16 protein-coding genes and 1 pseudogene are annotated in these 12,212 nt (G+C 61.8%); 12 read left to right on the top strand and 5 right to left on the bottom strand.

Going from position 1 to position 12,212, the window contains the following annotated elements; genetic code table 11:
- Positions 1-57: 57 nt before the first annotated feature.
- Entirely contained in the window at positions 58-387 is a 330-nt protein-coding gene (locus ACU680_RS18950) for an EscU/YscU/HrcU family type III secretion system export apparatus switch protein (RefSeq protein ID WP_095667171.1), read from the bottom strand.
- Complete coding sequence (gene fliK, locus ACU680_RS18945; protein ID WP_448180246.1) at positions 384-1,964, bottom strand: flagellar hook-length control protein FliK; 1,581 nt, start codon at positions 1,962-1,964, stop codon at positions 384-386. The genes ACU680_RS18950 and fliK overlap by 4 nt, the downstream gene beginning before the upstream one ends.
- Positions 1,965-2,161: 197 nt before the next feature.
- Here fliK and ccmA point away from each other — a divergent pair, with 197 nt between their 5' ends.
- The 10 genes from ccmA (at position 2,162) to ACU680_RS18895 (ending at position 9,545) form a co-directional block, all read left to right on the top strand.
- Positions 2,162-2,797: a cytochrome c biogenesis heme-transporting ATPase CcmA gene (ccmA, locus tag ACU680_RS18940; RefSeq protein WP_045122041.1), complete on the top strand. Its 636-nt coding sequence runs from the start codon at positions 2,162-2,164 to the stop codon at positions 2,795-2,797.
- A complete protein-coding gene (ccmB, locus tag ACU680_RS18935) occupies positions 2,794-3,462 on the top strand; it encodes a heme exporter protein CcmB (RefSeq protein ID WP_003222942.1) in 669 nt (222 codons plus the stop codon). The genes ccmA and ccmB overlap by 4 nt, the downstream gene beginning before the upstream one ends.
- A 78-nt stretch (positions 3,463-3,540) precedes the next feature.
- Positions 3,541-4,296, top strand: coding sequence for a heme ABC transporter permease (locus ACU680_RS18930; protein ID WP_007961673.1), 756 nt, complete (start codon positions 3,541-3,543; stop codon positions 4,294-4,296).
- Entirely contained in the window at positions 4,293-4,469 is a 177-nt protein-coding gene (ccmD, locus tag ACU680_RS18925; protein ID WP_003222944.1) for a heme exporter protein CcmD, read from the top strand. Before ACU680_RS18930 ends, ccmD begins: the two co-directional genes overlap by 4 nt.
- On the top strand, positions 4,466-4,921 hold the full coding sequence (ccmE, locus tag ACU680_RS18920; RefSeq protein WP_007961672.1) for a cytochrome c maturation protein CcmE: 456 nt from the start codon (positions 4,466-4,468) through the stop codon (positions 4,919-4,921). Before ccmD ends, ccmE begins: the two co-directional genes overlap by 4 nt.
- A gap of 3 nt (positions 4,922-4,924) precedes the next feature.
- Positions 4,925-6,913, top strand: coding sequence for a heme lyase CcmF/NrfE family subunit (locus ACU680_RS18915; protein ID WP_448180245.1), 1,989 nt, complete (start codon positions 4,925-4,927; stop codon positions 6,911-6,913).
- Positions 6,910-7,446, top strand: coding sequence for a DsbE family thiol:disulfide interchange protein (locus tag ACU680_RS18910; RefSeq protein WP_041072930.1), 537 nt, complete (start codon positions 6,910-6,912; stop codon positions 7,444-7,446). The genes ACU680_RS18915 and ACU680_RS18910 overlap by 4 nt, the downstream gene beginning before the upstream one ends.
- The gene (locus ACU680_RS18905) at positions 7,443-7,913 is read left to right on the top strand and encodes a cytochrome c-type biogenesis protein (RefSeq protein WP_400762052.1); all 471 of its coding nucleotides are present in this window, start codon (positions 7,443-7,445) and stop codon (positions 7,911-7,913) included. The genes ACU680_RS18910 and ACU680_RS18905 overlap by 4 nt, the downstream gene beginning before the upstream one ends.
- On the top strand, positions 7,910-9,112 hold the full coding sequence (gene ccmI, locus ACU680_RS18900; RefSeq protein ID WP_448180244.1) for a c-type cytochrome biogenesis protein CcmI: 1,203 nt from the start codon (positions 7,910-7,912) through the stop codon (positions 9,110-9,112). Before ACU680_RS18905 ends, ccmI begins: the two co-directional genes overlap by 4 nt.
- Positions 9,113-9,140: 28 nt before the next feature.
- A complete protein-coding gene (locus tag ACU680_RS18895) occupies positions 9,141-9,545 on the top strand; it encodes a hypothetical protein (protein ID WP_123586083.1) in 405 nt (134 codons plus the stop codon).
- Positions 9,546-9,650: 105 nt separating this feature from the next.
- Here the strand turns inward: ACU680_RS18895 and ACU680_RS18890 are convergent, their stop codons facing one another.
- Together ACU680_RS18890 and ACU680_RS18885 are read right to left on the bottom strand one after the other, a co-directional pair.
- Complete coding sequence (locus ACU680_RS18890; protein ID WP_448180243.1) at positions 9,651-10,118, bottom strand: helix-turn-helix domain-containing protein; 468 nt, start codon at positions 10,116-10,118, stop codon at positions 9,651-9,653.
- A gap of 84 nt (positions 10,119-10,202) precedes the next feature.
- Complete coding sequence (locus ACU680_RS18885; protein WP_448180242.1) at positions 10,203-11,090, bottom strand: LysR family transcriptional regulator; 888 nt, start codon at positions 11,088-11,090, stop codon at positions 10,203-10,205.
- A 269-nt stretch (positions 11,091-11,359) separates the two neighbouring features.
- On the opposite strand from ACU680_RS18885, the gene ACU680_RS18880 reads away from it, so the two are divergent.
- Positions 11,360-11,572: a type II toxin-antitoxin system HicA family toxin gene (locus ACU680_RS18880; RefSeq protein WP_448180241.1), complete on the top strand. Its 213-nt coding sequence runs from the start codon at positions 11,360-11,362 to the stop codon at positions 11,570-11,572.
- Positions 11,572-11,976 (top strand): type II toxin-antitoxin system HicB family antitoxin, encoded by a 405-nt coding sequence (locus ACU680_RS18875; protein WP_007961664.1) that lies wholly within the window; start codon positions 11,572-11,574, stop codon positions 11,974-11,976. The genes ACU680_RS18880 and ACU680_RS18875 overlap by 1 nt, the downstream gene beginning before the upstream one ends.
- Positions 11,977-12,046: 70 nt before the next feature.
- Here ACU680_RS18875 and ACU680_RS18870 read toward each other — a convergent pair.
- Positions 12,047-12,212: pseudogene (locus ACU680_RS18870) on the bottom strand (IS110 family transposase); the annotation flags it as partial.

Here is a 12,212-nt window from a genome sequence, read left to right as displayed (position 1 = left end):
AGGGAACCGTATCCCAATGTAGGAGCTGCCGCAGGCTGCGATCTTTTGCTTTCAAGGCTAATAATCATCCCCACGTGCGGTGATGTCCTTCTCGACCATCGGCGCATCCGGATCCTGCCCCTCGGGGAATTTCCCCTTCAGATTCCACGCGAACGCGATGATCTCGGCGATCGTGCGATACAGCTCCTCGGGGATGCTGTCGCCCAGTTCCATGCGCGCCAACAGACGCACCAGCTCGGCGTTTTCATAGATCGGCACTTCGCAGTCGCGGGCGATGCGCAGGATTTCTTCGGCCAGTTCCTCGTCGCCCTTGGCGGTGAGAGTCGGGGCGTGGTTGCCGTCGTATTTGAGGGCGATGGCCTGGCGTGGAGCAGTGGAATCGTTCATGCGGTTTCGTCGACCCAGCGATGTTCGAGGCGGGTTTGGTTGCCTTGCGGCGGGGTGCCGAGGTGGCAGTCGAGATCGCCGACGTTCAGCCCGCGATCGAGCAGGCGCTGGCGCAGCGCGAACAGATTGGTTTCGATCAGGTCGGCGGTGTACGGGCGTTCGGCCCAGAGCTGACTCGACAGGCTGCCGGCAATCAATTGCGCCTGAATCTGCATCGGCCCCAACGGCTCCATGTCGAAGGCCAGATCGACGCGCCACAGCTGCTGTCTGGGTTCGCGCTCGTCGCGGCGTTCGTTGGGTTGCGGTTCTCTTTCCGGCGTTTCTTCGCGCTGGAACTTGACCTGCAACGGCACGATGTCCTGCAGATTGCGCATGGGGATTTCCAGCTGCCAGGTGCTGAGCAGACGGCCGTCGTCGGTGACCCCGGTCTGTTCCAGACTCGACAGCTGATGGCTTTGCAGGCGCGACACGGCGGCTGCTGCGAGGCGCAGCAGATGCTCAAGATCGCCTTCGCCGTCGAGACTTTGCAGCAGACGGTCGGGCAGGGGGAAACTGCTCGGCACGGGTTTGGCGCTGACCTGGCCGAGGGTGCCGAGGGCGTTGCGCACGAAACTCGGCAGCGCCTGTGCCAGGGTGTTGGCGGCGATGATCGCGTTGAAACTGGCATTGCCCGGCGCACCCGGGGACAGTTGCGCGATCAGCTTGAGCAGATCGGCTTTCATGTCCGGGGCCAGCGCCGGATTCTGTCCGGTCAGCAATTTGGCTTCGAGGAAGGCGCCGCTGTTGGCCAGGGCCAGGGCCACGCCCTTGGCGCTGCTCATCTGCTGCACATCGGGCAAGTTGGCGAGCAGACGCACGACGGCAGCGCGCAGATCCTGCGAGGTCTGATCGTCGTCGGCCGGCAGGTTTTGCAAGGCGTTGAGCAAACCATCCAGCGAACCTTGGCGACTCTGCTGGCCGAGCAGTTGCTGGCTCACCGCCAATTGCTCCTGACGGCTGCTCAGTGGCACGAACTTGAGGGTTTGCGAGTCTTCGACCAGTGCCGAGAGCAGGGTGCCGATACGCAGCGGCGTCGGGCTGTCGATGTCCAGCGTGGCACCGCTCTGTGCGGTGTTGAGCAGACTGACCAGCGAGCGATACACCGTCGGCTGTCCCGGCACTTGCGGCAGTGTCTGCGAGGTCAGCACCTTGCCTTGCAGCAGCGTGCCGACCGGCAACTGCGCGGTGTCGATGCGGGTGAGGGCGGCGACGCTGCTGGCAATCGCCTGTTGCACGGTGATCGCCAGATTGCCCGCCGACGGCTGGGTGACGGCCAGGTTGGTGCCGGTCGGCAACGGCAGGTTGCTGCTGGCTTGCACGGTGGTCTGACGGCCGCCGTCGACGGTGACCTTGAGCAGCAGTTGAAAGGTCTGATCCGCCTGCTTGAGCGACAACACCTCGGCCTGAGCACTTTGCCCGGCGCCAATCAAGCCTTCGACCGGGGTCAGCAGCTTGAGCAACTCACCGCTCATCGCCAGCGGACGCGTGTTCGCCGGGGTGGTGGGCGGGAGCGGGAGGATGTTCATTTCGCCTGTCATACGCGGACACAACCTGAGGAAATTGCACTCTTGAGAGTAAGGCACGGCATGTATAATGCCGCGCGTCTTGCGCTTCGTTCAGAAAACATAGCAATTGTTTGATCCAGCTCTCTGGTTCGCACCGTCATTGCATTTATCCTGCATCTCTTTAACGGCCGCGCCAGAGCCGACTTGAACCGTATAAGGCCCGTGATCCCTTGACCAGTCCTGTCCTGCAAACCGTTGCCCTTGCCTGTGAGCGAGACTTGCGGCTGCTCTTCGAAAATCTCGAACTGAGACTGGCCAGTGGCGATATGGTGCAGATCAGCGGCCCCAACGGCAGCGGCAAAACCAGTCTGCTGCGCCTGTTGTCCGGGTTGATGCAGCCGACCAGCGGTCAGGTGCTGCTCAATGGCCAGCCCTTGACTGCACAACCGAGCGAACTGGCGCGCAACCTGTTGTGGATCGGCCACGCTGCCGGGATCAAGGACCTGCTGACCCCGGAAGAGAACCTGTCCTGGCTCTGCGCCCTGCATCGGCCGGCCGAGCGCGAGGCGATCTGGCAGGCATTGGCTGCCGTAGGATTGCGCGGTTTCGAAGATGTTCCCTGCCACACCCTGTCCGCCGGTCAGCAACGCCGCGTGGCGCTGGCACGGTTGTATCTGGACAGCCCGCCGCTGTGGATTCTCGACGAGCCGTTCACCGCGCTCGACAAACAGGGCGTGGCACAACTCGAAGAACACCTGGCCGGGCACTGCGAACGCGGCGGTCTGGTGGTGTTGACCACGCACCACACGTTGAGCCGCATGCCGGCCGGTTATCGCGATATCGATCTGGGGAACTGGGCAGTATGAGTGTGTTCGGCCTGCTGGTCGCCCGTGAGTCCCGCCTGCTGTTTCGTCGCCCGGCGGAACTGGCCAATCCGCTGATTTTCTTCGCCATCGTCATTGCCTTGTTCCCGCTGGCCGTCGGCCCGGAAACTCAAGTCTTGCAAAACCTGTCCCCGGGGTTAGTCTGGGTGGCCGCGCTGTTGTCGGTCCTGCTTTCGCTGGACGGATTGTTTCGCAGTGATTTCGAAGATGGCTCCCTGGAACAGTGGGTCCTTTCGCCGCACCCGCTGCCACTTCTGGTGCTGGCCAAGGTGCTGGCACACTGGCTGTTCTCGGGGCTGGCGCTGGTCTTGCTCTCGCCTCTGTTGGCGCTGATGCTCGGTTTGCCGGTCGCCTGCCTGCCGGTGTTGCTGTTGTCGTTGCTGCTGGGTACCCCGGTGCTGAGTTTGCTCGGTGCGGTGGGCGCGGCGCTGACGGTCGGTTTGAAACGCGGCGGCCTGTTGCTGGCGCTGCTGATTCTGCCGTTGTACATCCCGGTGTTGATCCTGGGCAGTGGCGCCTTGCAGGCCGCCTTGCAAGGCATGCCGGCGACCGGGTATCTGCTGTGGCTGGGTAGCCTGACCGCCCTGGCGATCACCCTGACACCTTTTGCAATAGCTGCTGGCCTGAAGATCAGCGTCGGCGAATAATGAGGTCTGGTTAAAATTTAACCAGCAAAGACCCTGAGACTGCTCACACCGATGAGCGGCACCCGTGATGGAAACAGTATGAACTGGACCTGGTTTCACAAGCTCGGCTCGCCCAAGTGGTTCTACGGCATCAGCAGCAGGTTTCTGCCGTGGCTGGGCATCGCAGCGTTGCTGCTGATCAGCGTTGGCGTGGTCTGGGGCCTGGCCTTCGCGCCGCCGGATTATCAGCAGGGCAACAGCTTTCGCATCATCTACATCCACGTGCCGGCGGCGATGCTCGCGCAGTCGATCTACGTGATGCTGGCGGTGTGCGGCGTGGTCGGGCTGGTGTGGAAAATGAAACTGGCCGACGTCGCCCTTCAATGCGCGGCGCCGATCGGCGCATGGATGACTGCCGTGGCGTTGGTCACCGGCGCGATTTGGGGCAAGCCGACCTGGGGCTCGTGGTGGGTCTGGGATGCGCGGCTGACGTCGATGCTGATTTTGCTGTTCCTGTATTTCGGGGTGATTGCGCTGGGCAACGCCATCAGTAATCGCGACAGCGCGGCCAAGGCCTGCGCCGTGCTGGCGATCGTCGGAGTAATCAACATTCCGATCATCAAATACTCGGTGGAGTGGTGGAACACCCTGCACCAGGGCGCGACCTTCACCCTCACCGAAAAACCGGCGATGCCGGCCGAAATGTGGCTGCCGCTGCTGCTGACGGTGCTGGGTTTCTACTGTTTCTTCGGCGCCGTGCTGTTGTTGCGCATGCGCCTTGAAGTGCTCAAGCGCGAAGCTCGCGCCAGTTGGGTCAAGGAAGAAGTGCAGAACAGTCTGGAGGCCGCTCGATGAGTTTCGCTTCATTCGGCGACTTCCTCGCCATGGGCCATCACGGCCTGTACGTCTGGTCGGCCTACGGCATCTGTCTGGCGGTGCTGATCCTCAACGTGGTCGCACCGATCGCGGCCCGCAAGCGCTATCTGCAACAAGAGGCGCGTCGTCTGCGCCGGGAGAACGGCAAGTGAATCCGCTGCGCAAAAAACGTCTGACCCTCATTCTGGCGATCCTGGTCGGGGTCGGCGCCGCCGTCGGCCTGGCTCTCAGCGCCCTGCAGGAAAACATCAACCTGTTTTACACGCCGACCCAGATCGCCAACGGCGAAGCGCCGCACGACACGCGGATCCGCGCCGGCGGCATGGTCGAGAAGGGCTCGCTGCAACGTTCGCCGGACTCGCTGGACGTCAAATTCGTCGTCACCGACTTCAACAAAGCCGTGACCATCACCTACCGCGGCATCCTCCCGGATCTGTTCCGCGAAGGGCAGGGCATCGTTGCCTTGGGCAAACTCAATGCCGACGGCGTGGTGGTGGCCGATGAAGTGCTGGCCAAGCACGACGAAAAGTACATGCCGCCGGAAGTGACCAAAGCGCTGAAAGACAGTGGTCAATCGGCACCGACCCAAGCGAAGGAGGGTTGATCGATGACGTCTGCACTGTTTATTCCTGAACTCGGTCATCTGGCGATGATTCTGGCGCTGTGTTTCGCGCTGGTGCAGGCCGTGGTGCCGTTGCTCGGCGCCTGGCGCGGCGACCGCATGTGGATGGGCCTGGCCCAGCCGGCGGCGTGGGGCCAGTTTGCGTTCCTGCTGTTTGCCTTCGGTTGCCTGACCTACGCGTTCATGACCGACGATTTTTCGGTCGGCTACGTGGCGATGAACTCCAACAGCGCCTTGCCGTGGTACTACAAGTTCAGCGCAGTGTGGGGCGCCCACGAAGGCTCGCTGCTGCTGTGGGCGTTGATCCTCGGTGGCTGGACCTTTGCGGTGTCAGTGTTCTCCCGGCAGTTGCCGCAAGTCATGCTCGCTCGCGTACTGGCGGTGATGGGCATGATCAGCACCGGTTTCCTGTTGTTTCTGATCCTCACCTCCAACCCGTTCTCGCGGATCCTGCCGCAGATTCCGGCCGACGGGCGTGACCTCAATCCGCTGCTGCAAGACATCGGCCTGATCGTGCATCCGCCGATGCTCTATATGGGTTATGTGGGTTTCTCGGTGGCGTTCGCCTTCGCCATCGCCGCACTGCTCGGTGGTCGTCTCGACGCCGCGTGGGCACGCTGGTCGCGGCCGTGGACGATTGTTGCCTGGGCCTTCCTCGGCATCGGCATCACCCTCGGTTCGTGGTGGGCTTACTACGAACTCGGCTGGGGCGGCTGGTGGTTCTGGGACCCGGTGGAAAACGCCTCGTTCATGCCATGGCTGGTCGGCACCGCGCTGATCCACTCGCTGGCCGTCACGGAAAAACGTGGGGTGTTCAAAAGCTGGACGGTGTTGCTGGCGATTGCCGCATTTTCGTTGAGCCTGCTCGGTACGTTCCTCGTGCGTTCCGGTGTACTGACTTCGGTGCACGCGTTTGCCTCGGACCCTGAGCGTGGCGTGTTCATTCTGATCTTCCTGCTGTTCGTGGTCGGTGGCTCGCTGACGCTGTTTGCGTTGCGTGCGCCAGTGGTCAAGAGTCAGGTCGGCTTCAACCTGTGGTCGCGGGAAACCCTGCTGCTGGGCAACAACCTGGTGCTGGTGGTGGCCGCGTCGATGATCCTGCTCGGCACCCTGTATCCGCTGATTCTCGATGCGATCAGCGGCGCCAAGCTGTCGGTCGGCCCGCCGTACTTCAACGCGCTGTTCATCCCGCTGATGGCGTTGCTGATGCTGGTGATGGCGGTCGGCGTGATCGTCCGCTGGAAGGACACCCCGGTGAGGTGGTTGGCGAACATGCTGACCCCGGTGTTGCTCGGCAGTGTCGCGTTGGCGGTGGTGGCCGGTGTCGCTTACGGCGATTTCAACTGGGCGGTGATCGCGACGTTCCTGCTCGCCGCGTGGGTGTTGCTCGCCGGTGTGCGCGACATCTTCGACAAGACTCGCCACAAGGGCCTGATCAAAGGCCTGCCAACCCTGACCCGCAGCTATTGGGGCATGCAGATCGCGCACTTGGGCATCGCCGTGTGCGCCCTCGGTGTGGTGCTGTCGAGTCAGAACAGTGCCGAGCGCGACCTGCGTCTGGCGCCGGGCGAGTCGATGGACCTGGCCGGTTATCACTTCATCTTCGAGGGCGCCAAGCACTTCGAAGGGCCGAACTTCACCTCCGATAAGGGCACTATTCGGGTGATCCGCGACGGCAAGGAAGTCAGCGTGCTGCACCCGGAAAAACGCCTGTACACCGTGCAGAGTTCGATGATGACCGAGGCCGGGATCGACGCCGGTTTCACTCGCGATCTCTACGTTGCACTGGGCGAGCCGCTGGAAAACGGCGCGTGGGCGGTGCGGGTTCACGTCAAGCCGTTCGTGCGCTGGATCTGGTTCGGCGGTCTGCTGACCGGTCTGGGCGGATTGCTGGCGGCGCTGGATCGGCGTTATCGAGTCAAGGTCAAAGCCAAGGTGCGTGAAGCCCTCGGCCTGCAAGGAGCGGCTGCATGAGACGTTGGTTGATGCTGGTGCCACTGGCGATTTTCCTGCTGGTGGCGGTGTTTCTTTATCGCGGTCTGTACCTCGATCCGGCGGAGCTGCCGTCGGCGATGATCAACAAGCCATTCCCGGAATTCAGCCTGCCGAACGTGCAGGGCGACAAGACCCTGACCAAGGCCGACATTCTCGGCAAACCGGCGCTGGTCAACGTCTGGGGCACCTGGTGCATTTCCTGCCGGGTCGAGCACCCGGTGCTGAACAAACTGGCCGAGCGTGGCGTGGTGATCTACGGCATCAACTACAAGGACACCAACGCCGATGCGTTGAAGTGGCTGGCCGAATTCCACAACCCGTACCTGCTGGACATCCGTGACGACGAAGGTTCGCTGGGTCTGAACCTCGGCGTGTACGGCGCGCCGGAAACCTTCTTCATCGACGCCAAGGGCATCATTCGCGACAAGTACGTTGGGGTTATCGACGAGCAGGTCTGGCGCGAAAAACTCGCAGCCAAATATCAGGCACTGGTCGATGAGGCCAAGCCATGAAGCGCTTTATCGCTGCCGTGGTCTTGGGCCTGAGTCTGGCCGGCGTGGCGCATGCCGCCATCGACACTTACGAGTTCGCCAAGGAAGGTGATCGCGAGCGTTTTCGCGAGTTGACCAAGGAACTGCGTTGCCCCAAGTGCCAGAACCAGGACATCGCCGACTCCAACGCACCGATTGCCGCCGACCTGCGCAAAGAGATTTTCCGCATGCTCGGCGAGGGCAAGGACAATCAGCAGATCATCGATTTCATGGTCGATCGCTACGGTGATTTCGTCCGCTACAAACCGGCGCTCAATGCCAAGACCGCACTGCTGTGGTTCGGCCCGGCCGGCCTGTTGTTCGGCGGTCTGGTGGTGATCGCAGTGATCGTTCGCCGGCGTCGCGCACAGCGCACCGAGCCCCCGCCATCGCTGTCCACCGAAGAGCGTCAGCGCCTCGACCAACTGTTGGATAAAAACCAAGAATGATTGATTTCTGGCTTGCCGCAGGGCTGTTGCTTCTGGTCGCCCTGAGTTTTCTGCTGATCCCGGTTTTGCGTGGCCGTCGCGCCCAGCGCGAAGAGGATCGAACTGCCCTGAACGTGGCGCTGTATCAGGAGCGCGTCGCCGAACTGCAAGCGCAGCAGGCTGAAGGCGTACTCGATGCCGCGCAAATGGACAGCGGTCGTGCTGAAGCGGCGCGTGAACTGCTCGCCGATACCGAAGGCGTTGCCGCACCGCGTGTCTCGAAACTGGGCAAGCCGTTGCCGTTGTTGGCCGCAGTGCTGGTGCCGGTGTTGGGCCTGGGTCTGTACCTGCATTTCGGTGCTGCCGATAAAGTCGAGCTGACCCGCGAATTCGCCCAGGCGCCGCAGTCGATGGAAGAAATGACCCAGCGTCTGGAGCGTGCTGTTGCGGCGCAGCCGGATTCGGCGGAAGGCCTGTACTTCCTCGGGCGCACCTACATGGCCCAGGATCGCCCGGCGGACGCGGCGAAGATGTTCGAACGCGCCGCCAACCTGGCCGGTCGCCAGCCGGAGCTGCTCGGCCAGTGGGCACAGGCGCAGTATTTTGCCGATGGCAAGAAGTGGTCGGACAAGATCCAGGCCCTGACCGACGAAGCGCTGAAAGCCGATCCGAAAGAAGTCACCAGCCTTGGCCTGCTCGGCATCGCCGCGTTCGAAGGCGAGCGTTACCAGCAAGCCATCGATTACTGGAACCGTTTGCTGGCGCAATTGCCAGAGGACGACAAATCCCGCGAAGCCCTGCAGGGCGGCATCAATCGTGCCACCGAACGGCTTGAAGCCAGTGGTGGCAAGGTCGCTGCGAGCCCGGCCGCCAAGGCTGCCGCGCTGCTCAAGGTGCGCGTGGATCTGTCCAGTGAACTCAAGGGCAAGGTACAACCGGGCGACAGCGTGTTCATCTTCGCCCGTGCCGTTTCCGGCCCGCCGGCGCCGCTGGCGGCCAAGCGCCTGACCGTGGCCGATCTGCCCGTAACCGTCGAACTGGGCGATGCCGACGCGATGATGCCGCAGTTGAAACTGTCGAACTTTCCTGAAGTCCAACTGGTTGCGCGCGTCTCCCGTGCCGGTCAACCGACCGCCGGGGAGTGGGTGGGTCGCAGCGGCCCGCTGGCCAGCAGCACCACCGCGCCGCAAACACTGACCATCGACAGCCCGGATCAATAACCACCGGCACCCACAGGAAAGCACCGCCATGCACAGTCTCGCCCGAATCGCAGTCATCACCATGGCCCTGGGCATGAGCGCCTGTGCGGTGCACCGACCGGAACCGACCACCAGCCTGCCGCCGATCCCGCCGTCACAACCGAGCCCGACCCCGTCGACCTCGCCGACCCCGGGCAAAAGCATTCCGGCCAAACCCTCCAAACCAGTGCCACGCACCTCAGCCAGCTTCGCCCCGCCACCGGGCGGCAACAGCCACTGGGACCAGAAACTCGGCGTCTACGTCCTCGACGACCAGCCCAACACCTTCTACCGCCAGCGCACCTACTTCCGCTGGAACAACGGCTGGACCCGCTCCGTCAGCCCCAACGGCCCATGGGAAGACACCGACATCCACGGCGTGCCACCGGGGTTGGGCAAGCAGTTCGGGCAGTGATGAAAAAGCGGCGATCTCTGGATCGCCGTTTTTTTGTCTGGGTTCACAAAATGATTATTCAGAGAATCGCACGATAGGCGCTTAGCGCCCGAACTGGTGAATGCCTCACTCGTATCCTGTCCTTAACGCCTGTGCCTGCTCCGCGAGAAGCGCCATTGCCTGCTCGCTGGCGGTGTCGCGCCGGGTTTTATAGTCCATCAAATCGGCGAAACGCACACGTCGGTGCTTGCCGGTTTTGTGGTAGGACAACTCGCCGCTTTCCAGCAGTTTTATCAGGTGCGGGCGTGAGACATTGAGCATGTCTGCAGCTTCCTGAGTGGTCAGCTCGGCATGCACCGGTACGACTTTGACGGCATTGCCTTCAGCCAGCTCCGCCAGAATGTCCACCAGCAAGCGCAGTGCAGAGGTAGGTAGCTCGACCTGGTGCGCCTGATTCTGCTCGTCGAAAATCTGAATGTGCTGGGTTTCGAATCGGGTCGCGAGGTAGGCGTTGAGCGCGCGTCTGCCTTCGATTGCGGCTTTGACTTCGCGCTCCACAGGGAGATTGAGAGAGGGGTGAAGGACAATCGACATAATGAATTCCAGCATTCTGAATAGAGGATGCTGGAACGTTATTCGAATTAAACGAAAATCGCAATAAACGAAACGGGGGCCGATTCAGTTCCGGCGTGTCAGCAAATTGTCCATGTGCTCCACAAAGGCCCGCGCCTTCGCACTGACCATCCGCCCGGTGGGAAACACCGCCCACAAGTCCTGATCCGGCAATACCCAGTCACTCATCACCGCCCTGACCGCACCGCTCGCCAGTTCCGGGGCGAACATCCATTGCGAGGCGATGGTCAGGCCCTGATCGGCAAACACGGCCGCGCGCAAACCCTCGGCGGCGCTGACCCGCAGGCGGCCGGTCAGGGTTTGCGTCTGTTGTTCGTTACCTCGGATGAACGTCCAGGTCGCGCCACCGCTGAGGTTGTAGACGATGCCTTGGTGCTGATCCAGATCGGCAGGGCGGCTGGGTTCGCCGTGGCGAGCAAAGTACGCCGGGGTGCCGAGGACCACGCGGCGGCAGTCGGCGATCTTGCGCGCGGTGAGGCTGGAGTCGCTCAGCGGGCCCATGCGCAGGGCGACGTCGATGCCTTCTTCCACCAGATTGATGTTGCGGTCGTCGAGCATCAGATCGATGTTCAATTGCGGATGCTGATCGAGAAACGGGCCCAACTGCGGTACCACATGCAGACGCCCGAAAGTCACCGCAGCGCTGATCCGCAGGTTGCCGCGCAATCCGCCGGCGCTGCCACGGGCGGCGTCATCGGCTTCGTTGGCTTCATCGATGGCGCGTCTGGCCCGCTCGAAAAACGCCAGTCCGGCTTCGGTCGGGGTCAGGCCACGGGTCGAGCGCAGCAGCAGGCTGACCGCCAGGCGTTTCTCCAGTTGAGCGATGGTTTTCGACACGGCGGGCTGGCCGATATTCAGGCGTCGGGCGGCGGCGGAAAACGAGCCGGTTTCGACCACGCAGATGAAGGTTTCCATGGCGGCGAGGCGGTCCATCTCAGGTCCTTGCGCAATCTTCAAGCATTCAGAGGAGCCCTGTGGGAGCGAGCTTGCTCGCGAATACGGTCTGACATTCAGCAGATGTGTTGACTGATCAGGCGCCTTCGCGAGCAAGCTCGCTCCCACAGGGAATAGGGTGCTGAGTGTAATCCGCGTCCATTCAATCACATGCGGTAAAACAACCGGACGTCGTTTTGCAGATTTATGTGCTTGAGTAAAGATAACTCTAGAGTTACTTTTATTCCGCCGGAGCAAGGAGGCGTCAGGTGCAAAGCAGGCTATTGATCAAGGAGCTGGAGGAAGCAGGCTGGACGCTGGATCGAGTCACCGGCAGTCATCACATCTTCACTCACCGTTACAACCCTTACACCATTCCCGTTCCCCACCCGAAAAAGGATTTACCGTTGGGGACGGTCAAAAGCATCAGGAGGCGTGCCGGGTTGTACCCCCCGCCAGCCAGCTACAAGGGAGATCCATAATGCAATATCCGATCTGCATCGAATGGGGTGACGACAACACCGCCATCGGTATTCAGATACCTGACATTCCCGGCGCCGTCACGGCCGGGGACACTTTCGAGGACGCCTATAACGCAGCCGTTGAAGTCGCCCATCTCATGTTGCAGGAGATGGCGGCGGACGGGGAATCGATTCCGATGCCGACGTCGGCAGCGGCGCATCGCAATAATCCGGAGTTTGCCGACATGGGCTGGGGGATGCTCGAGCTGGATATCTCGCCGTACATGGGCAAAACCGAGAAGGTCAACGTGACGTTGCCAGGTTATGTGATCCAGCGCATCGATCGCTATGTGCGTGAACACAATGTCAAAAGCCGCTCTTCGTTTCTGGCGGATGCGGCGATGGAGAAACTGGTTCGGTATTAAGCGTCATCGCTCCCATAGGCCCAGCGAGCAACCTGTGGGAGATTCTATGTTGCTCAGCAACCCTAGAATCTCAAACTGATCGGTATTCGCCCTGATTCTTCATCAGGGTGAATGCCACTCGGCAGAGCTTGCGAGCAAGAGCTACCAATGCCTGTGTTTTCGAGAAGCCTCTGGCCAGGTAAGACTCGTAAAAAGGCTTCCACTTGGTTGAGCGACACGCCGCCATTGCGGCGTTG

The organism is Pseudomonas sp. LF020 (assembly GCF_053456425.1).
This window is presented reverse-complemented; position numbering and strand designations above follow the sequence as displayed.

What these genes read in the sequence shown, in the direction of transcription:
- ACU680_RS18950 (WP_095667171.1), bottom strand. Translation starts at nt 387, where the DNA reads ATGAACGATTCCACTGCTCCACGCCAGGCCATCGCCCTCAAATACGAC.
- fliK (WP_448180246.1), bottom strand. Translation starts at nt 1,964, where the DNA reads ATGACAGGCGAAATGAACATCCTCCCGCTCCCGCCCACCACCCCGGCG.
- ccmB (WP_003222942.1), top strand. Translation starts at nt 2,794, where the DNA reads ATGAGTGTGTTCGGCCTGCTGGTCGCCCGTGAGTCCCGCCTGCTGTTT.
- ACU680_RS18930 (WP_007961673.1), top strand. Translation starts at nt 3,541, where the DNA reads ATGAACTGGACCTGGTTTCACAAGCTCGGCTCGCCCAAGTGGTTCTAC.
- ccmD (WP_003222944.1), top strand. Translation starts at nt 4,293, where the DNA reads ATGAGTTTCGCTTCATTCGGCGACTTCCTCGCCATGGGCCATCACGGC.
- ACU680_RS18915 (WP_448180245.1), top strand. Translation starts at nt 4,925, where the DNA reads ATGACGTCTGCACTGTTTATTCCTGAACTCGGTCATCTGGCGATGATT.
- ACU680_RS18910 (WP_041072930.1), top strand. Translation starts at nt 6,910, where the DNA reads ATGAGACGTTGGTTGATGCTGGTGCCACTGGCGATTTTCCTGCTGGTG.
- ACU680_RS18905 (WP_400762052.1), top strand. Translation starts at nt 7,443, where the DNA reads ATGAAGCGCTTTATCGCTGCCGTGGTCTTGGGCCTGAGTCTGGCCGGC.
- ccmI (WP_448180244.1), top strand. Translation starts at nt 7,910, where the DNA reads ATGATTGATTTCTGGCTTGCCGCAGGGCTGTTGCTTCTGGTCGCCCTG.
- ACU680_RS18895 (WP_123586083.1), top strand. Translation starts at nt 9,141, where the DNA reads ATGCACAGTCTCGCCCGAATCGCAGTCATCACCATGGCCCTGGGCATG.
- ACU680_RS18890 (WP_448180243.1), bottom strand. Translation starts at nt 10,118, where the DNA reads ATGTCGATTGTCCTTCACCCCTCTCTCAATCTCCCTGTGGAGCGCGAA.
- ACU680_RS18885 (WP_448180242.1), bottom strand. Translation starts at nt 11,090, where the DNA reads ATGGACCGCCTCGCCGCCATGGAAACCTTCATCTGCGTGGTCGAAACC.
- ACU680_RS18875 (WP_007961664.1), top strand. Translation starts at nt 11,572, where the DNA reads ATGCAATATCCGATCTGCATCGAATGGGGTGACGACAACACCGCCATC.